Origin of the sequence: Herminiimonas fonticola, from assembly GCF_003293745.1 — a bacterium.
Taxonomy (GTDB): Bacteria; Pseudomonadota; Gammaproteobacteria; order Burkholderiales; family Burkholderiaceae_D; genus Oxalicibacterium; species Oxalicibacterium fonticola.
Window position 1 is genome coordinate 412,873 of the sequence record NZ_PTLZ01000001.1, and the last position, 18,498, is coordinate 431,370.

General features: G+C 51.3%; 16 protein-coding genes and 4 tRNA genes. 19 read left to right on the forward strand and 1 reads right to left on the reverse strand.

What is annotated here, in order from left to right; translation table 11 throughout:
* Nucleotides 1-43 precede the first annotated feature (43 nt).
* The 6 genes from Hfont_RS02050 (at nt 44) to Hfont_RS02075 (ending at nt 6,762) form a co-directional block, all read left to right on the forward strand.
* Nucleotides 44-1,204, forward strand: a complete 1,161-nt coding sequence (locus Hfont_RS02050; protein WP_181666404.1) for a class I SAM-dependent methyltransferase — start codon at nt 44-46, stop codon at nt 1,202-1,204.
* Nucleotides 1,205-1,258: 54 nt separating this feature from the next.
* Nucleotides 1,259-1,453, forward strand: a complete 195-nt coding sequence (locus Hfont_RS02055; RefSeq protein WP_112990579.1) for a DUF2905 domain-containing protein — start codon at nt 1,259-1,261, stop codon at nt 1,451-1,453.
* 55 nt (nt 1,454-1,508) lie between these two features.
* The gene (locus tag Hfont_RS02060; RefSeq protein ID WP_112990580.1) at nt 1,509-1,727 is read left to right on the forward strand and encodes a DUF2905 domain-containing protein; all 219 of its coding nucleotides are present in this window, start codon (nt 1,509-1,511) and stop codon (nt 1,725-1,727) included.
* Nucleotides 1,728-1,853: 126 nt separating this feature from the next.
* Nucleotides 1,854-3,185 carry a hemolysin family protein gene (locus Hfont_RS02065; RefSeq protein ID WP_112990581.1) on the forward strand — a complete coding sequence of 444 codons (1,332 nt, stop codon included), beginning with the start codon at nt 1,854-1,856 and terminating at the stop codon, nt 3,183-3,185.
* Between the two features lie 422 nt (nt 3,186-3,607).
* The gene (locus Hfont_RS02070) at nt 3,608-4,861 is read left to right on the forward strand and encodes a GGDEF domain-containing protein (protein WP_112990582.1); all 1,254 of its coding nucleotides are present in this window, start codon (nt 3,608-3,610) and stop codon (nt 4,859-4,861) included.
* 218 nt (nt 4,862-5,079) lie between these two features.
* Nucleotides 5,080-6,762, forward strand: coding sequence for a response regulator (locus Hfont_RS02075; protein ID WP_112990583.1), 1,683 nt, complete (start codon nt 5,080-5,082; stop codon nt 6,760-6,762).
* A 41-nt stretch (nt 6,763-6,803) separates the two neighbouring features.
* On the opposite strand, the gene Hfont_RS02080 is transcribed toward Hfont_RS02075, so the two are convergent.
* A complete protein-coding gene (locus Hfont_RS02080; RefSeq protein WP_112990584.1) occupies nt 6,804-7,175 on the reverse strand; it encodes an ArsC/Spx/MgsR family protein in 372 nt (123 codons plus the stop codon).
* Between the two features lie 290 nt (nt 7,176-7,465).
* On the opposite strand from Hfont_RS02080, the gene Hfont_RS02085 reads away from it, so the two are divergent.
* The 13 genes from Hfont_RS02085 to rpoB all read left to right on the forward strand — a co-directional run bounded on the left by Hfont_RS02085 (nt 7,466) and on the right by rpoB (nt 18,479).
* The gene (locus Hfont_RS02085) at nt 7,466-8,545 is read left to right on the forward strand and encodes a gamma-glutamyl-gamma-aminobutyrate hydrolase family protein (RefSeq protein WP_112990585.1); all 1,080 of its coding nucleotides are present in this window, start codon (nt 7,466-7,468) and stop codon (nt 8,543-8,545) included.
* A gap of 152 nt (nt 8,546-8,697) precedes the next feature.
* Nucleotides 8,698-8,783, forward strand: a tRNA-Tyr gene (locus Hfont_RS02090).
* A gap of 48 nt (nt 8,784-8,831) precedes the next feature.
* Nucleotides 8,832-8,905 (forward strand) — tRNA-Gly (locus Hfont_RS02095).
* 49 nt (nt 8,906-8,954) lie between these two features.
* A tRNA-Thr gene (locus tag Hfont_RS02100) sits at nt 8,955-9,029 on the forward strand.
* A 93-nt stretch (nt 9,030-9,122) separates the two neighbouring features.
* The gene (gene tuf / locus Hfont_RS02105) at nt 9,123-10,313 is read left to right on the forward strand and encodes an elongation factor Tu (protein WP_112990586.1); all 1,191 of its coding nucleotides are present in this window, start codon (nt 9,123-9,125) and stop codon (nt 10,311-10,313) included.
* Between the two features lie 73 nt (nt 10,314-10,386).
* Nucleotides 10,387-10,462, forward strand: a tRNA-Trp gene (locus Hfont_RS02110).
* 35 nt (nt 10,463-10,497) lie between these two features.
* Nucleotides 10,498-10,881 carry a preprotein translocase subunit SecE gene (gene secE, locus Hfont_RS02115; RefSeq protein WP_112990587.1) on the forward strand — a complete coding sequence of 128 codons (384 nt, stop codon included), beginning with the start codon at nt 10,498-10,500 and terminating at the stop codon, nt 10,879-10,881.
* Complete coding sequence (gene nusG, locus Hfont_RS02120; protein WP_112990588.1) at nt 10,881-11,495, forward strand: transcription termination/antitermination protein NusG; 615 nt, start codon at nt 10,881-10,883, stop codon at nt 11,493-11,495. Before secE ends, nusG begins: the two co-directional genes overlap by 1 nt.
* Nucleotides 11,496-11,629: 134 nt before the next feature.
* Nucleotides 11,630-12,061 carry a 50S ribosomal protein L11 gene (gene rplK, locus Hfont_RS02125; RefSeq protein ID WP_112990589.1) on the forward strand — a complete coding sequence of 144 codons (432 nt, stop codon included), beginning with the start codon at nt 11,630-11,632 and terminating at the stop codon, nt 12,059-12,061.
* The gene (gene rplA, locus Hfont_RS02130) at nt 12,061-12,756 is read left to right on the forward strand and encodes a 50S ribosomal protein L1 (protein WP_112990590.1); all 696 of its coding nucleotides are present in this window, start codon (nt 12,061-12,063) and stop codon (nt 12,754-12,756) included. The genes rplK and rplA overlap by 1 nt, the downstream gene beginning before the upstream one ends.
* A gap of 314 nt (nt 12,757-13,070) precedes the next feature.
* Nucleotides 13,071-13,619, forward strand: a complete 549-nt coding sequence (gene rplJ, locus Hfont_RS02135) for a 50S ribosomal protein L10 (protein ID WP_112990591.1) — start codon at nt 13,071-13,073, stop codon at nt 13,617-13,619.
* A 93-nt stretch (nt 13,620-13,712) separates the two neighbouring features.
* Nucleotides 13,713-14,087: a 50S ribosomal protein L7/L12 gene (gene rplL / locus Hfont_RS02140; protein ID WP_112990592.1), complete on the forward strand. Its 375-nt coding sequence runs from the start codon at nt 13,713-13,715 to the stop codon at nt 14,085-14,087.
* 285 nt (nt 14,088-14,372) lie between these two features.
* Nucleotides 14,373-18,479, forward strand: coding sequence for a DNA-directed RNA polymerase subunit beta (gene rpoB, locus Hfont_RS02145; RefSeq protein ID WP_112990593.1), 4,107 nt, complete (start codon nt 14,373-14,375; stop codon nt 18,477-18,479).
* Nucleotides 18,480-18,498: the final 19 nt, after the last annotated feature.

Here is an 18,498-nt window from a genome sequence, read left to right on the forward strand (position 1 = left end):
GTGTTTCAGTTGTGTCTTCTGCTGATTTCTTTACAATACCGCCATGCAACTGCAACTGCCTCAACCATCCCCGGACGCGCTCAGCGCGTCACACGCACTCCAGAACCTGATCGCGGAAGAAATTCGCCGGCATGATGGCTGGATTTCATTCGCCCGTTACATGGAGCTGGCGCTGTACGCGCCGGATGTCGGTTATTACAGCGGCGGCGCTGCAAAACTTGGCAAAGACGGTGATTTTACAACCGCGCCCGAAATTACGTCGCTTTTTGGTGAAACTCTGGCGCATGCGGCCGGCGAACTGATGGCGCAAAGCGTGCCGCAGATACTCGAGTTTGGTGCTGGCACCGGCAAATTGGCGCTGGATATTTTGACCGAATGCGCGGCGGCGGGCATTCCTCTGGAGTCTTATTCCATCGTCGAATTATCTGGCGAGCTGCGCGCGCGTCAGCAACAGACTTTGGCAAATTTCCCACAAGTGAAGTGGCTGGATGATTTTCCTGCAGCTTATTCTGGTGTGGTGTTGGGTAATGAAGTGCTGGATGCGATGCCGGTTTCGCTGGTTGTCAAAAGCGAAAGTGGTTGGCTGGAACGCGGCGTGGGCTTCGATGATGGCAAATTTGTATTTGTCGATCAGCCTTGTGACGCGGCCCTGGTGGCGCAAATTCCTTATGAAGAAGAATTGTCTGTTGGCTATCTGACGGAAGTACATCCTATTGCCGTCGGTTTCATGGGTACACTGGCCAGCATGTTGGCGGCGGGCCTGGAGCAAACCGGCAAGGGCGGCGCAGCGATCTTGCTGGATTATGGCTTCCCGGCTAGCGAATACTATCTGGACCAACGTAGCGCAGGCACCTTGATGTGTCATTACCGTCATCACTCACATCCCGATCCATTTTATCTGCCGGGTTTGCAGGATATTACGGCGCACGTCGATTTCACTGCGATGGCGTATGCTGCCGTCAATAATGGCTTGGAAATGCTGGGCTATATGAGTCAGGCCGCATTCCTGCTGACGGCGAGTTTGGGCGATCGCTTGCTGAAGACTTCGCCGGAAGATGCGCGCGCTTATCTGCCGCAAGCCAACGCTGTACAAAAACTGACGTCGCCGGCGGAAATGGGCGAATTATTCAAAGTGCTCGTGGTCGGACTGGATGTGCAACTGCCAGCAAGGTTCGACCGCGCCGATCAAACTCGCCGACTTTAAAATGCGGCGTGCCGGCTGCCGCCGCTAGCTGTCATCGCGTCAGGAAAGCTGCTTATGTTTCGCTGGTTTCTCGTCATCTTTCTTGCCGTGATCGTGTTTTCCGCTGCGCTGCCGTGGCTGGAGAAATTCGGCGTCGGCAAATTGCCTGGCGATGTACGTTTTACGGTATTCGGCAAAACCATCTTCTTGCCGTTTGCTTCGACGATATTGTTATCGCTGCTGGTCTTTTTAGTGGCTAGATTCTTTTGAGTGAAGCGGTAAACACTGAAGTTTCAAACGGTTCTGGATCTACGGAGGATGCGCAATGATTCGCTGGGTGGCAGTCATTTTTGTGGGCTTGACGGTTTTCTACGCCTTGTTGCCATGGATACTGGTAAAAATCGGTGTTGGCCGCATCATAGGCGACGTCAAATTCCAGCTTTTTGACCGAATTTTCGTCCTGCCTTTCGGTTCTGCCGTGTTGTGGTCGGCCGTCGCCTTCCTGATTGCTGAAATTGTTAAGCGAACCTGTGCGTTTTGCTGAATTGAAAGAGAATCCACGCTTTTAGCTAAAAAATTTGCAGTTTTGGCGATGAGTGACGCGCTAATGATATGATTCACGGCTTATCAACAGTAGGGCTTGTGGGTATAACCGTGAGTTCCCTTAGTAGTGGACATATTAATTATCCTGGGTTTGATCCTGATCAATGGCGTTTTTGCCATGTCAGAAATAGCGATCGTCACATCTAAACGCATTCGTCTCCAAAAATTATCTGAAAACGGCAGTCGCGGCGCAAAGGCCGCACTTGATCTGTCCGATAGCCCTAGCCGTTTTCTTTCCACCATCCAGGTCGGTATCACGCTGATTGGCATTTTCAACGGTGCTTTCGGTGAAGCGTCGCTGGTCGAACGGTTGGAGCCTGAAGTTGCCATGATCCCGATCCTTGCCGTGTATGCGCGTGAAATCGCGCTTGGCATTGTCGTGGTCGGCATTACCTTCGGCTCATTGATTCTGGGTGAATTGGTACCTAAACGTATCGCGATGCAATATCCGGAAGCGGTCGCCTCTATCGTTGCCGCGCCTATGTTGTTCCTGTCGAAAATGATGGGTCCATTCGTCAAAGTCCTGACCGGCACGACGGAATTCATCCTGCGCATACTTGGCATGCATCACAAGAAAGATGATGCAGTCACTGAAGAAGAAATCGCCGGCATGATCCGCGAAGGTACCGATGCCGGCCTGTTTGAAAAAACCGAACACGACATTGTGTCGCGCGCCTTGCGTCTGGATGACCAGCGCGTGGCTGCATTGATGACGCCGCGTCTGGATGTGCATTTCATCGATCTTGAAGATTCGATAGAAATCAATTTGACCAAGATTGCCGATAGTTCCTACACCCGTTTCCCGGTTTGCAAGGGCGATATCTCGCATGTGATTGGCATCGTCCATGCTGGCAATCTGTTTGATCAGGCGATCCGTGGCAAAGCTGTGACTGCGGTGGATATCGAAGCTGCCACACGTCCGCCGCTGTTCGTGCCGGAAACCATCAGCGCGATGCAGTTGCTGGAAACCCTGAAGAAAAACCGTGCCGAGCTGGCATTGGTCATCGATGAATACGGCGAGATCGAAGGCATCGTGACCTTGAGCGACGTGTTGGGCGCGCTGGTGGGCGACGTATCGGTGATTGATGAACATCATGAAGACGACGGCGTGCGACGTGATGACGGTTCATGGCTGATTGACGGTGGCGTGACATTTGACCGTTTCCGTGAATTGCTGCAAACCGAAGTGCGCTTCCCGGAAGAGGCATCTGGCACGTATCACACGCTGGCCGGTTTTGTGATGACCTTCCTCGGACATATCCCCCAAATGTCTGATGCTTTTGAATGGGAAGGCTACCGGATTGAAGTAGTGGATATGGATAGAAATCGTATTGATCGCCTGCTCATTACCGAGCTTGATCCACCTGCGGACGAGGCTGTATCGGATGCAGAAAGCTGATGCGTTGTAACGTAAAAGCTGAACCATAAAAACGGGCCGGATAATTTATTCGGCCCGTTTTTATTTGTTTTCTGGAAATCAGTCGCGGCAGGCTTTAGGCATAGCTAATCATCATATTAGCTTCAATGAAACGTTGTTTCTCGTTGCCGTTTTGTGCGGGATTACGGTGCCTGCAGCGTGGTATATGCGGACGGATAAAACGGTCAAAACCGTCGACATATCAGCAAATTCAGCAAAATAACCACGAAGTTGGCGGTATTTGAGGGAAGATTGCGCGTGTAATGCGTGCCGATTGTGACGAATGGTTAAAAAGGGATTATATTCCGTGCGATTTACTGCAGGATATGATTTAGTTGCACAAAGGAAATCGGTGAATTTCAGCCGGTTTATTTGTTTCAGACGAACCATTCTCGGTGGGTTTCATGCGGCAGACGGGTGATCAACATGCTGTTTCGCAAACTGATACGCGCGCGGACCTCTTTCCGTCGGAGGAGGCTGGGCGTCAGCTAGAGTTTTTTGCCGAAACATCGCAACACCACGTCAAAACCGGGAAGTCGAAAGTCCATGTAGTCCGCGCGCGTCACGCGTCGTCACTCGATCTCAATGTGCGTCAAGGTGCGCGCGTAAAACGCCTGATGCTTGCCGGCGTACTCGCGTTGATTTACCTGTTGGTCATGGGCGTGTTCTATTTGCAGGGTTTGATCAGCTTGCGTGTGTTGCAAGCTAATGCCGTTTTGATCGGTACTTTCTTTTTATTATTCCGCCTATGTTTTGCGCTGGGTTTGAATCTGAAGGTCCAGGAAAAAAATCTTCGTTTGCCGATTACAATTTCAGCTATCGGCATCATGTTGTACACGGTGTATATAGCGCCGGTTACGCAAATCGCTTTTATCCCCTTCCTGTTTCTGGTCATGGCTTTTGTTATGCACAGACTGTCGCCGCGAGAAGTTTTGTTTCTGGCCGGCGCGACTTTAGTTGGTTATGCATTGGTGGTGGCGGCGCATTACGCCATGGGTAATGATGGCAGCATGTTGACCCTGGAATGTGCGCAATTGTTAGTGTTGGCAGTGACGCTGCCAGGTTTTGCGGTCCTGGCGAATCGTGTACAGCGCTTGCATAGCGCCTTGTTCAAGGCGAATCGCAAAATCAAGGACATTGAGGAAGATGCGCAACGCGATGTTTTGCTCGGTTGCTTCAATCGCCGATATATCGTCGCAGCGCTCGAACAGCAAAAACGTTTGGCGGATGAAACCGGCGCACCACTTTGCCTTGCCGTTATCGATCTTGATCATTTCAAACGCATTAACGATGAAGCCGGTCACTTGGGTGGCGATGAAGTCTTGCGTACATTCACGCGTATTGCACAAAGCAATGTGCGCGAAGGTGATATTTTTGGCCGTTATGGTGGCGAAGAATTTCTACTGGTGCTGCCTGAGACTTCTTTGCTGGCAGCATTGAATGTCGCCGAACGCATACGCGAACAGGTCGAGCATTTCGACTGGGATGAAAAATTGCGCAATCGCGTAACGGTATCTATCGGCCTGACACAACACATGCCTGGTGAGTCAGTATTGGATCTTTTTTCGCGTACCGATACTGCGATGTATATGGCCAAGCAGGGCGGCCGCAATCAAGTCGTGGTCGAAGAGCCAACACTGGATCTTGGTCTTGCTTGAATAATTGCCAAGAGCCGGCCCTCGCACGTCACTGTTTCAAATCCCGCTTTTCACTTCCCATCGTGTTGCCACTAAGTTGCGCGCAACTTGCACGCATGTCGTGTGCATCACACAATTGCCATGACGCCGTTTAACAAATGTAATATTGTTCTACAGTAATGGCGCTTTCATTGATTCGATGAGGGGCGTGGCATTTATTTCTATTGGTTTTAAACATCATGCAAGAACTCGCGGGACTGACTGCACTCATTATCGAACCGCATGCCGGCATGCGCGCCAGCATACACAACATGCTGAGCTTGGGCGGCATGAGCAAGATCGAGTACGCGAACAGTTCTGGCACGGCGATTCGCCCCCTGAAGCAAAAGACTTTCGATCTGGTTATTTGCGAATACGATTTGGGCGAAGAGCAGCAGGATGGGCAGCAATTGCTGGAGGATTTGCGGCATAACAAACTGATTCCACTATCGACAGTGTTCTTCATGGCGACTGCTGAGCGTACGCACGGCAAGGTGGTGAGTGCTGCGGAGTTGGCGCTCAACGATTACGTATTGAAGCCCTTTACCGCTGATAACTTGATGGAGCGGATTGCCAAGGCGATCGAAAAGCGCAATGCGTTGATGCCTGTGTATCGCCTGATGGAGCTGGGGAATCTCGGCGAGGCGATAGAAATTTGCCAGACAGGCGAGAGCGCCAAAGCGCCGTATCGTGTCGATTTCCTTCGCTTGCGGGCAGAGATGCATATGACTTTGGGCGAGGTCGATGCTGCGGAAGAGATTTATACCGAGTTGTTGTCCAAGCGGTCGATCGCCTGGGCGCATCTTGGTTTGGCCAGTACCTTGTTCATGCAAGAGCGCTATGAAGAAGCGGAAGAAAAACTGCACTCGCTGATAGAGACAAAAGGTGAGTTTCTTGATGCCTACGATTGGCTCGCTAAAACGCAAGAAGCAAGAGGTGATTTGACGGCGATGCAGGCCACACTGGAAAGTGCAGTGGCACGCTCACCGTATGCGTTGCGACGCTTGCGTAAATTGGGCAAGGTCGCATTGCAAAACGGCGATACTGAAACGGCGCATCGCGTTTTTCAGCAGGTCGTCAGCAAGGCCAAGTTTTCCGAGTTCCGCGAACCGGAAGACCATGTGCAGCTGGTTGAAACCGCGTTGGCCAAGGGCGAAATAAAATCTGTTCCTGCGATCATCCGCGATCTGGCGAAATCATTGTCTGGCTTGAAAAAAACGGCAGCTTGTCGCGCCATCGCGAGCGCCATGTTTCATCGTCATAACGGCGACAAGGAGCAGGCCAGCGAAGAGCTGGAGGTTGCACTGCTGGCCTGTAAGGAATCGATAGGCTTGAGCAACGAGACCAAGATGGCCTTGGCAAAAAATTGTCTTGAAAATGGTTTGGAGCAAGGTGTCATCGAGATCATGACCTCGGTTGTCGGTAACGCACCTACCCCCGCAGCGATGAGTAGCGCGATGCGTTTGTTGCAGGAGGGCGGGCGCGAAGACTTGCTCAAGCGCATCACGCAAGCCAGCAAAAGCGAAGTGGTGGACCTGGTTTCTGCTGGTGCCGAGAAGGCGCGTCTTGGCGATTTTCAGGGTGCCGTCACCTTGATGTCGGAAGCAGCAGAAAAACTGCCGCATAACCCGCAAGTAGTTTTCAACGCCGCCGTGGCCGCGCTGAAGTGTCTGGATAACATCGGCTGGGACATGCAATTGGGCGAGAAGGCGCGGCGCTATGTCGCCGACGCCCGTCGTCTGGATCCGCGCAACCCTCGCCTTTCCTTACTGACCGGTATGTATCGCGACATTTTGAAAAAATACAAAATCAGTGGAGTCGATGACATCCCGACCATGCCAGCGACCAAGGCGGAAGCTAAAAAAGAAGCGGTCGCAAAATAATCGGCTGCGATTTTGCCGCTGGCTATCGTGAGCTTGTGTACTTACTGCACTTGCAGAATGGCGTTTACCAATTCAGGTGGTCGTGCGATCACAGCGCGATGATTGAACCGGATGATGGGGCGCTGCAGTAATTGTGGATGTGCGGCGAGGGCTTGCAACAAGGTGTCATCACTGGCGTCTTGCAGGGCAAGCGTGGCAAACAACTCTTCATTGCCGCGAGTCATATCCAGGACGCTGACGGCTTGTTCCGATTGCAAAACCTGATGCAATTCAGTCAACTGGGGCAGAGTCAGAGGCGTTTTTTGATAATCGACGACATCCAGATCAAGTTGATGTTGTGTCGCAAATTGCTGAGTGAGTTCTAATGCTTCGCGCGATTTTGAGCAGCGAGGATTGTGATAAATAATGAGCATGATGTTTTGAATGCGTTGTTTGTCGTGAAAGGCGGGTTGAGTGATGCGTGCATTATGCCTTTTCGAGCGCAATCGGTTGTTCGGGACGCATGCGTGTGTAGATGTTTTGTGATCGGCTGTAATGACAGTTGTGCGCTTGTATATTTGAGTGCGCGGTACAAGATCGCAAACTTTGCTAATGACTTGAACGATATTCTGTGATTTTCCCGATGTTTGTAATCAATGTTGAGCTTGTGCGGATAAATTGAAGCGATTCATTGTCTACCTCTATTCGATAATAAAGTGATGCCATGTCTGACAAATCTGATAGCAATTTGCCGCCAGCTGTTTCTGCTCCTTCCGAAACGCCAACACCTGATCACAATCCGCCACTCAACACTGCCGCAACTGCGGCCAATACTGCTGAGTCCGCGGCAGAGCCGCCAGTTGCGCGCGCACCGGCTGCGCCTTATGTGCCGGCCGCCAAAATAGAATTTAGTAAAGGTAGTGCGCCGGCCTGGCAACTGCCGGATGACACGCCGTGGAAGCAAACCTGGCGCGTTTTTTCCGCGCGTTTGCAAAGCCTGTCGGATCAGGTGGGGCGCCGCTTGACTCAGCGCACGCTGAAAATCGGCGTATCAGCGCGAATTTTTCACCCGGAAGCAGGCGCGCGTGGCTTGCAGGGCAAGACTTTGCAGTATCTGGAAGAGTCGATTGCGCAATGGGTGATGTCGCGCGATGTGCTGGTGTTGATGATTCCTACGGTCAATACAAACGGGCTTTTGCATCCAAGCAAGATTCGTTTGCGCGATTACGCCAAGCATTTGGATGGTTTGGTATTGCAGGGCGGTGCCGATGTTGCTCCTCAGACATATTCACAAACTGCGACGCGCCCAGAATGGATAGGTGACAGTGCGCGGGATATGTATGAGTTAGAGCTATTGCATGAATTTGTCGAGGCCGGGAAGCCGGTGCTGGGTATTTGCCGGGGTTGTCAGTTGATCAACGTTGCATTCGGCGGCACGCTGTATCAAGACATTGCGTCGGATGTGCCGGACGCCAAGCCGCATGTGAATGACTTGTACGATAGCCATCGCCATACGATTCAATTTCCGTCCGGCTCCTCGCTGGCGTCGCTGTTCGCGGGGCAAACCGCGCCTCTGGTGAATTCGATCCATCATCAGGCGGTGCGAGATCTGGGGCGCGACTTGATGATTGAAGCGGTATCGGAGGGTGACAATATTGTTGAAGCCGTCCGCCATACCAAATCCCGTTTTGTGATGGGTTTGCAATGGCATCCTGAATTCCACCGGGCTGGCGGTTCAGAGCTGCTGGATTGCACGCCTATTCTTGATAATTTCCTGCGTGCGGCAAGAGAAACGCGTTTTTAGTACTGCGCTGCTGTCAAATAGTTATCTGCGCCGCTGAGCAAAGCTGCTCGAAAGTGCATCGACTTTGAAAAATCTTTGAAAATATTACTCATCAAATCACTTCCAGTTGTTGACAAGAGAGGTCGACTCCCCTATAGTTTGGGGTTCCCCGCGGAGGGGTGGCCGAGTGGTTAATGGCAGCAGACTGTAAATCTGCCTTCTTACGAATACGCTGGTTCGAATCCAGCCCCCTCCACCAAGTTTCTAGGGAAGTTTAAGTAGTGGTAGCGAAGATGAGGTGACCCTCGCGGGTGTAGCTCAATGGTAGAGCTGAAGCCTTCCAAGCTTATGACGAGGGTTCGATTCCCTTCACCCGCTCCAGTTTTTAAGGTTGGACGTGCCAGCTTGCAGGGCATAGGACGGCTAGTTTGCCCTTTTAGCTCAGTGGTAGAGCACTCCCTTGGTAAGGGAGAGGCCACGTGTTCAATCCACGTAAAGGGCACCAAAGAATTTAGTTGTTTCAGTTTTATCTGTATAAATCAGTAAGTCGGTCGGGCGTGTGCCTGAACATTCTCATCAAAATTGTTAGGAGTTCAAAATGGCAAAAGGCAAATTCGAGCGGACCAAGCCGCACGTCAACGTCGGCACGATTGGTCACGTCGATCACGGCAAGACCACACTGACCGCAGCGATTGCGACAGTATTGTCGAAAAAATTTGGTGGCGAAGCAAAAGCGTACGATCAAATTGATGCAGCACCAGAAGAAAAAGCACGCGGCATCACCATCAACACCGCACACGTAGAATACGAAACAGCAGCGCGCCACTACGCGCACGTTGACTGCCCAGGCCATGCTGATTATGTCAAAAACATGATCACCGGCGCAGCGCAAATGGACGGCGCGATCCTGGTTTGTTCCGCAGCTGACGGCCCAATGCCGCAAACACGTGAACACATCCTGTTGGCGCGCCAAGTTGGTGTTCCATACATCATCGTGTTCCTGAACAAATGCGACATGGTTGACGATGCAGAATTGCTCGAACTCGTTGAAATGGAAGTGCGTGAGCTTCTGTCGAAATACGAATTCCCAGGCGACGACCTGCCTATCATCAAAGGTTCGGCTAAATTGGCGCTCGAAGGCGACCAAGGTCCATTGGGCGAAGCAGCAATCATGGCTCTGGCCGATGCACTCGACAGCTACATCCCAACACCAGAACGCGCAGTAGACGGCGCCTTCCTGTTGCCAGTAGAAGACGTATTCTCGATCTCCGGTCGCGGTACAGTTGTTACCGGTCGTATCGAACGCGGTATCGTCAAAGTTGGTGAAGCTCTGGAAATCGTCGGCATCCGCGATACCCAAGTCACCACCTGCACAGGCGTTGAAATGTTCCGTAAATTGCTCGACCAAGGTCAAGCAGGCGACAACGTCGGCGTACTGTTGCGCGGCACCAAGCGTGAAGACGTAGAACGTGGTCAAGTTCTGGCAAAACCAGGCTCGATCAAACCGCACAAACATTTCACAGGCGAAATCTACGTTCTGTCGAAAGATGAAGGCGGCCGTCATACACCATTCTTCAACAACTACCGTCCACAGTTCTACTTCCGTACCACGGACGTAACTGGTTCGATCGAGTTGCCGAAAGACAAAGAAATGGTTATGCCAGGCGACAACGTCTCGATCACCGTGATGTTGATCAACCCGATCGCGATGGAAGAAGGTCTGCGCTTCGCGATTCGCGAAGGCGGTCGTACTGTCGGCGCCGGTGTTGTTGCTAAAATTATTGAGTAATAAATGAAATGCTTGCGGCGATCTTTAATCAGGTCGCCGTAAGTACTTCAAGTAGTGGTAGTGTTTAAAGCGTAGGGGCGTAGCTCAATTGGCAGAGTGTCGGTCTCCAAAACCGAAGGTTGGGGGTTCGAGGCCCTCCGCCCCTGCCACCGATTCTGGTGCAGGGCATCGAAAGTAGAAAAGTATGTCTAATCATCCCGTACAAACTGTTGGCGCGTCAGGCGATAAGATTAAGATCGTCTTGGCGATACTCGTCGCAATCGCGGGCGTAGTTGGATTTTATGTTTTGTCGGACAAGGCAACGATTGTGCGCGCTGCTGCGCTGGTTGGTGGCTTGCTGGTTGCAATCGCAATCGCATGGACGTCGGCATCGGGTCGTGACTTTGTTAATTTTTCCAAAGAAGCGGTTCGTGAAACAAAGAAAGTAGTTTGGCCAACCCGCAAGGAAACATTGCAGATGACTGCAATTGTTTTCGGCTTTGTGTTGATCATGGCGCTTTTCCTGTTCGGTACGGATAAGTTACTCGAAGTTGTGTTGTACGACCTGATTTTGGGCTGGAAAAGATAATGGGCGACAATATTCAGGATGACGCGCAAGAAGGCGTGCCTAGCACTGCCGCTGCATCGGCTGCAAGCACAGCTGCGGCAAGTAAAAAACGTTGGTACGTCGTTCACGCCTATTCCGGTATGGAAAAGAGCGTGATGCGTGCGTTAACCGAGCGCGTGATTCGCGCCGGTATGGAAGATCAGTTTGGACAGATTCTGGTGCCTACCGAAGAAGTGATCGAGGTCAAAAACGGTCAAAAATCGGTCAGCGAACGCCGTTTCTTTCCTGGTTATGTGCTCGTCGAGATGGAAATGACCGACGAAACATGGCATTTGGTTAAGAATACAAGTAAGGTAACCGGCTTTATTGGTGGCAAATCGAACAAGCCAACACCGATTCCGCCGCACGAAGTCGACAAGATCATGCAGCAAATGCAGGATGGTGTCGAAAAGCCGCGTCCAAAAGTTTTGTACGAAGTCGGCGAGCTGGTTCGTATCAAGGATGGTCCGTTCACAGACTTCAACGGCAATGTCGAAGAAGTCAATTACGAGAAATCCAAAGTGCGCGTGTCGGTGACGATTTTCGGTCGCGCCACGCCAGTTGAGCTCGAATTCGGCCAAGTCGAAAAAGTATGAAGAATTAGCGCTGGTCGAAGCGTGGTACATCGAAAGATGGCTGAATTTGATCAAGGCAGTAAAAAGAGGAGCCCAAGTAATACGCCGCAAGGCAAGTGAACAGGCGCTACCACTCAATCAATGTAGGAGCCATCATGGCAAAGAAAATCATTGGTTTTATCAAGCTGCAAGTTCCAGCTGGTAAAGCAAACCCATCCCCTCCAATCGGGCCTGCTTTAGGTCAACGTGGTTTGAACATCATGGAATTCTGCAAAGCGTTCAACGCGCAGACTCAAGGTGTTGAGCCAGGTATGCCAATTCCGGTTGTGATTACTGCATTTGCTGACAAGTCTTTCACTTTTGTGATGAAGACGCCTCCAGCAACCTACCTGATCAAAAAAGCTGCGAACATTACTAAAGGTTCGCCTAAGCCACATACCGACAAAGTCGGCAAGATCACACGTGCGCAAGCTGAAGAAATCGCAACAACCAAACGGCCGGATTTGACGGCTGCCGACATGGATGCTGCCGTGCGTACGATCGCCGGTTCCGCACGTTCCATGGGCATCACGGTGGAGGGTCTGTAATGGCTAAGTTATCCAAACGCGTTAAAGCATTTGCAGCAAAAGTTGATCGTACCAAAGCGTACCCATTCGACAGCGCAGTTGCTTTGATCAAAGAATGCGCATCCGCAAAATTCGATGAATCGATCGATATCTCGGTTCAACTCGGTGTTGATGCTAAAAAATCTGACCAAGTAGTTCGTGGTTCTGTTGTCTTGCCAGCTGGTACCGGTAAATCGGTCCGCGTTGCGGTTTTTGCAACTGGCGAAAAAGCAGAGCAAGCGAAAGCTGCTGGTGCTGACATCGTCGGTATGGAAGATCTGGCTGAATCGATCAAGGCTGGCAATATGCCTTTCGATATCGTTATCGCATCGCCAGACACCATGCGTATCGTTGGTACCTTGGGTCAAATCCTCGGCCCACGCGGGATGATGCCTAACCCGAAAGTCGGTACTGTTACTCCTGACGTTGCTACTGCAGTTAAAAATGCAAAAGCAGGTCAAGTGCAATACCGCACTGATAAGGCTGGCATTATTCACGCCACCATCGGTCGTAAATCGTTCTCCGACGAAGCCCTCAAATCCAACTTGTTGGCTTTGATGGATGCGTTGACAAAAGCCAAGCCAGCAACCAGCAAGGGTGTTTACCTGCGCAAGGTTTCGCTGTCGTCGACTATGGGCGCTGGTGTTCGCGTCGATCAGTCGAGCTTGTCTGCGTAAGAAATTGAATTAAGTCCCGTTGCCAGTTTGGTGGCGGGCGCATCTTTGGGCTGGACCGGATTCGGCAGGATAGAAGAAGGTTCAGGCAATCAAAGACCGTTGGGCGGCGTGCATGTAAGTAGTGTGCAAAGTTAAATGTGGTATCGGCAACGATGCTATGCCCAGCGCAGATGGTGACCCCGAACAAGTTTTGCAGTCTCTTCGCTGGCTAGCCAGTATGAACTCCTAACTTCGGACGCCGTGTTCGAACCGATGCAAGGCAAGCAATCAATGATGATTGTGTATGCGCCGAGTATCATTTTTGGAGGTTGATCTTGAGTCTCAATCTGAATGACAAAAAGGCCGTAGTCGCCGAAATCTCTGCAAAGATCGCATCTGCGCAGACTATCGTCGTGGCCGAATATCGTGGCATCCAGGTTGGTCACTTGACACAACTGCGCGCCAAAGCGCGGGACCAAGGCGTCTACTTGCGCGTGTTGAAAAACACACTCGCTCGTCGTGCTGTTGAAGGTACCGCATTTGCAGACCTCGCTTCTGAAATGACCGGCCCGTTGATCTATTCGATCTCGGACGATGCCGTTGCTGCAGCTAAAGTCATCAGTGACTTTGCTAAAACCAACGACAAACTGGTTGTTAAAGCAGGTAACTATGCAGGCAAGACGCTTGATAAAGCGGCTGTTACTGCATTGGCAAATATCCCTAGCCGTGAAGTCCTGCTGGCCCAAGTCTTGGGCATGATGCTGGTTCCGGTTGCGAGCTTTACGCGTGGTCTGGCTGCTCTTGCTGCTCAAAAATCTGAAGGCCAAGCGCCTGCAGCTGCAGCAGAACCAGTCGCCGAAGTTACCGAAGCAGCAGCGGAATAACAGGTCGCCGCATAAGCGGCCTGTGCTCTTGTTTCGACGCTTCGCGTCAGTACCAATCAGATGTAATTATTGAAAAAAATTTAGGAGTTTCAAATGGCAATTAGCAAAGACGACATCCTGGAAGCCGTAGGCAACCTGACAGTCCTGGAACTGAATGACTTGGTAAAAGCATTCGAAGAAAAATTCGGCGTATCCGCTGCTGCAATGGCTGCACCAGCAGCTGGCGGCGCTGCTGCTGGTGGCGCTGCTGAAGAACAAACCGAATTCACCGTTGTATTGGCTGATTTCGGCGCGAACAAAGTTGGCGTGATTAAAGCAGTTCGTGAAATCACCGGTCTGGGCTTGAAAGAAGCTAAAGATCTGGTTGATGCTGCACCGAAACCTTTGAAAGAAGGCGTTTCGAAAGCAGACGCTGAAGCAGCTAAGAAAAAGCTGGAAGAAGCTGGCGCGAAAGCAGAAATCAAGTAATTCAGTTTTACTTGCGCTCGTTAGTCGTTTCTATCAGCGCCTGAGTCAAAGCACGAAACCTCCCGAAAGGGCGGTTCGGCTTTGGCTCCTTTGTCGTTTTTGAATTTAAAAATGTGGTTGTCAGCAGACTTGATTGACTTGATGTAATCTGGTGTGTTGTTCAGCCGACCGGCCCAAGGGCAGAGACTTGAGGTTTCAATGTTTCGAGTTGTGAATTGTTGCAGCTCGGCAATGCAGCCTGAATCCTGAATTCTCTATCCTTCCCCTGTCACTCACGGAGTGTCCATGCACTACTCATTTACTGAGAAAAAGCGCATTCGCAAATCATTCGCGAAACGCGCTAACGTTCACAACGTTCCGTTCCTGCTGGCGACCCAGCTCGAGTCTTATCATGACTTTTTGCAAGAAGACAAAATACCGTCCCAACGCAAAAATGAAGGCTTGCAATCTGCCTTCACGTCTATTTTCCCTATCGTTTCGCACAATGGTTTTGCGCGTCTCGAATTCTTGTCGTATGTGCTCGGCGATCCGCCGTTCAACATCAAAGAATGCCAACAACGTGGATTGACGTACGCGTCGCCTCTGCGTGCCAAAGTTCGCCTGGTGATTCTGGATAAAGAATCGCCGACCAAGCCGGTCGTCAAGGAAATGAAAGAACAAGAAGTTTACATGGGCGAATTGCCGCTCATGACTTCTACAGGTTCTTTCGTTATCAACGGTACCGAACGCGTTATCGTGTCGCAGTTGCATCGTTCGCCAGGTGTGTTCTTTGAACATGACCGCGGCAAGACGCACTCGTCCGGTAAATTGCTGTTCTCCGCACGTATTATTCCTTACCGTGGTTCATGGCTGGATTACGAATTCGATCCAAAAGACATTCTGTTCTTCCGCGTCGATCGTCGTCGCAAAATGCCTGTCACGATCCTGTTGAAAGCAATTGGCATGACGCCGGAGCAAATCCTTGAAAACTTCTTCGTTTTCGATGATTTCACTCTGCACGCTGATGGCGCTGAAATGAAATTTGTGGCTGAACGTCTGCGTGGCGAAGTCGCCCGTTTTGACATTACAGACAAAGCCGGCAAAGTTATTGTTGCAAAAGACAAGCGCATCAACAGCAAGCACGTGCGTGATGTTGACGCTGCTGGTATCAAGCAAATTTCGGTTCCGGAAGATTATCTGCTGGGCCGCATTCTGGCGAAAAACATTGTTGATGCGAGCACTGGCGAAGTCATTGCCAACGCCAATGATGAATTAACCGAGGATTTGCTGGCGAAATTGCGCGAAGCCGATGTCGCTGCAATCCAAACCTTGTACACCAATGACTTGGATCAAGGTGGCTACATTTCGCAAACCTTGCGTATGGACGACACTAACGATCAGATGGCAGCCAAGGTTGCTATCTATCGCATGATGCGTCCAGGCGAACCGCCAACTGAAGATTCGGTTGAAGCCTTGTTCAATGGCTTGTTCTACAACGCAGATCGTTATGATCTGTCGGCTGTCGGCCGCATGAAGTTCAACCGTCGCATCGGTCGTGATTCGCTGACTGGCGACATGACTTTGTCGAACGAAGACGTACTGGCTGTGATCAAGATTCTGGTTGAGTTGCGAAATGGTCGCGGCGAAGTCGATGATATCGATCACTTGGGTAACCGTCGCGTACGTTGCGTCGGTGAATTGGCTGAGAACCAATTCCGTGCTGGTCTGGTTCGTGTTGAGCGCGCTGTCAAAGAACGCCTAGGCCAAGCCGAAGCCGACAACCTGATGCCGCATGACTTGATCAACTCCAAGCCTATTTCGGCTGCGATACGTGAATTCTTCGGTTCGTCGCAGTTGTCGCAGTTTATGGATCAAACCAATCCATTGTCGGAAATCACGCACAAACGTCGTATTTCTGCACTTGGACCTGGCGGTTTGACGCGTGAGCGCGCCGGCTTTGAGGTGCGCGACGTGCATCCAACTCACTACGGCCGCGTCTGCCCGATCGAAACACCGGAAGGTCCGAACATTGGTCTGATCAACTCGCTGGCTATGTATGCTCGTTTGAACGAATACGGTTTCCTCGAAACCCCATATCGTAAAGTCGAAGGCAGCAAAGTTACCGACCAGATCGATTATCTGTCCGCGATTGAAGAAGGTCGCTACATCATCGCTCAGGCGAATGCGACTATCGACAAGGCAGGTCAATTGTCCGATGAGCTGGTTTCTGCACGTGAAGCTGGCGAAACGATTCTGGTATCACCAGAACGTGTTCAATACATGGACGTGGCAACAGGCCAGGTTGTTTCGGTCGCTGCTTCGCTGATTCCATTCCTCGAACACGATGATGCGAACCGCGCATTGATGGGTGCCAACATGCAACGTCAGGCAGTTCCTTGTCTGCGTCCGGAAAAAGCATTGGTTGGTACCGGTATCGAACGTACGGTTGCAGTCGATTCGGGTACAACAGTTCAAGCGCTGCGTGGCGGCGTCGTAGATTACATCGATGCAGGCCGTGTCGTGATTCGCGTCAATGACGACGAAGCACAAGCCGGTGAAGTCGGTGTGGATATCTACAACCTGATCAAGTACACCCGTTCGAACCAAAACACGAACATTAACCAACGTCCTATCGTGCAAGTTGGCGATCGCGTTGCAAAACATGACGTTATCGCCGACGGCGCATCGACAGATCTGGGCGAACTCGCTCTGGGTCAGAACATGCTGATCGCGTTTATGCCATGGAACGGTTACAACTTCGAAGATTCGATTCTGATTTCTGAAAAAGTTGTGGCTGATGACCGTTACACCTCGATTCACATCGAAGAGTTGTCGGTTGTTGCACGTGACACCAAGCTGGGCGCCGAAGAAATCACCCGTGATATCTCGAACCTGGCTGAAAACCAACTGGCGCGTCTGGATGAATCCGGTATCGTCTACATCGGTGCAGAAGTTACCGCTGGCGACACTCTGGTCGGTAAAGTTACGCCTAAAGGCGAAACCCAACTGACGCCGGAAGAAAAACTGCTGCGCGCGATTTTCGGCGAAAAAGCATCTGACGTAAAAGATACATCGTTGCGCGTACCATCCGGCATGGTCGGTACCGTAATCGACGTGCAAGTGTTTACTCGCGAAGGTATTCCACGCGACAAACGTGCACAACAGATTATCGACGACGAACTGCAACGCTATCGTTTGGATTTGAACGATCAGCTGCGTATCGTTGAAGGCGATGCATTCCAGCGTCTGGAAAAAATGTTGATCGGCAAAGTCGTCAACGGCGGTCCTAAGAAAATCGCTAAAGGTGCGAAAATCACCAAGGAATATTTGGTCGATCTGGACAAATACCACTGGTTCGATATTCGTCCTTCCGATGACACCTCGGCTAACGCTTTGGAAGCAATCAAGGAATCGATCGCTGAAAAACGCCACCAGTTTGATCTGGCATTTGAAGAAAAGCGCAAGAAACTGACGCAAGGCGATGAGTTGCCGCCAGGCGTACAGAAGATGGTCAAGGTTTATCTGGCAGTCAAACGTCGTCTGCAACCAGGCGACAAGATGGCGGGTCGTCACGGCAACAAGGGTGTTGTGTCACGCATTCTGCCTATCGAAGACATGCCACACATGGCTGACGGTACACCAGCGGACGTCGTACTGAATCCACTGGGCGTTCCTTCGCGGATGAACGTTGGTCAGGTTCTGGAAGTGCATCTGGGTTGGGCAGCAAAAGGCCTGGGCTTGCGTATCGGCGAAATGCTGAATGCTCAAGTGCAAATTGCCGAGTTGCGCAAGTTCCTGGCAGCGATCTATAACGAGTCCGGCAAGACGGAAGATCTCGATAGCTTCAACGACACAGAAATCCTGGAGTTGGCGAGTAATCTGAAGAACGGTGTACCGTTCGCAACGCCGGTGTTTGACGGTGCTGATGAAGGCGAAACCCGTCGCATGCTGGATCTGGCTTACCCGGATCACATTGCCAAGCAATTGGGCATGACCGCTTCCAAGAATCAGGTCACGATGTATGACGGTCGTACCGGTGAAGCGTTTGAGCGTACTGTAACTGTCGGTTACATGCACTACCTCAAACTGCATCACTTGGTTGATGACAAGATGCATGCGCGTTCGACCGGTCCTTACTCGCTGGTTACGCAGCAACCACTGGGCGGTAAAGCTCAGTTCGGTGGCCAGCGCTTTGGTGAGATGGAAGTCTGGGCACTGGAAGCATACGGCGCGTCTTACGTCTTGCAAGAGATGTTGACAGTCAAGTCCGATGACGTGAATGGTCGTACCAAAGTGTACGAAAATCTCGTCAAGGGCGACCACGTCATCGACGCCGGCATGCCGGAATCCTTCAACGTTCTCGTTAAGGAAATCCGCTCGCTGGGTATCGATATCGACCTGGAACGCGACTGATGTAAAGCGAGGGAAGAGC

What these genes read in the sequence shown, in the direction of transcription:
- Hfont_RS02085 (WP_112990585.1), top strand. Translation starts at nt 7,466, where the DNA reads ATGTCTGACAAATCTGATAGCAATTTGCCGCCAGCTGTTTCTGCTCCT.
- Hfont_RS02075 (WP_112990583.1), top strand. Translation starts at nt 5,080, where the DNA reads ATGCAAGAACTCGCGGGACTGACTGCACTCATTATCGAACCGCATGCC.
- Hfont_RS02070 (WP_112990582.1), top strand. Translation starts at nt 3,608, where the DNA reads ATGCGGCAGACGGGTGATCAACATGCTGTTTCGCAAACTGATACGCGC.
- secE (WP_112990587.1), top strand. Translation starts at nt 10,498, where the DNA reads ATGTCTAATCATCCCGTACAAACTGTTGGCGCGTCAGGCGATAAGATT.
- Hfont_RS02055 (WP_112990579.1), top strand. Translation starts at nt 1,259, where the DNA reads ATGTTTCGCTGGTTTCTCGTCATCTTTCTTGCCGTGATCGTGTTTTCC.
- rplK (WP_112990589.1), top strand. Translation starts at nt 11,630, where the DNA reads ATGGCAAAGAAAATCATTGGTTTTATCAAGCTGCAAGTTCCAGCTGGT.
- Hfont_RS02080 (WP_112990584.1), bottom strand. Translation starts at nt 7,175, where the DNA reads ATGCTCATTATTTATCACAATCCTCGCTGCTCAAAATCGCGCGAAGCA.
- Hfont_RS02050 (WP_181666404.1), top strand. Translation starts at nt 44, where the DNA reads ATGCAACTGCAACTGCCTCAACCATCCCCGGACGCGCTCAGCGCGTCA.
- rpoB (WP_112990593.1), top strand. Translation starts at nt 14,373, where the DNA reads ATGCACTACTCATTTACTGAGAAAAAGCGCATTCGCAAATCATTCGCG.
- rplA (WP_112990590.1), top strand. Translation starts at nt 12,061, where the DNA reads ATGGCTAAGTTATCCAAACGCGTTAAAGCATTTGCAGCAAAAGTTGAT.
- nusG (WP_112990588.1), top strand. Translation starts at nt 10,881, where the DNA reads ATGGGCGACAATATTCAGGATGACGCGCAAGAAGGCGTGCCTAGCACT.
- rplL (WP_112990592.1), top strand. Translation starts at nt 13,713, where the DNA reads ATGGCAATTAGCAAAGACGACATCCTGGAAGCCGTAGGCAACCTGACA.
- tuf (WP_112990586.1), top strand. Translation starts at nt 9,123, where the DNA reads ATGGCAAAAGGCAAATTCGAGCGGACCAAGCCGCACGTCAACGTCGGC.
- Hfont_RS02060 (WP_112990580.1), top strand. Translation starts at nt 1,509, where the DNA reads ATGATTCGCTGGGTGGCAGTCATTTTTGTGGGCTTGACGGTTTTCTAC.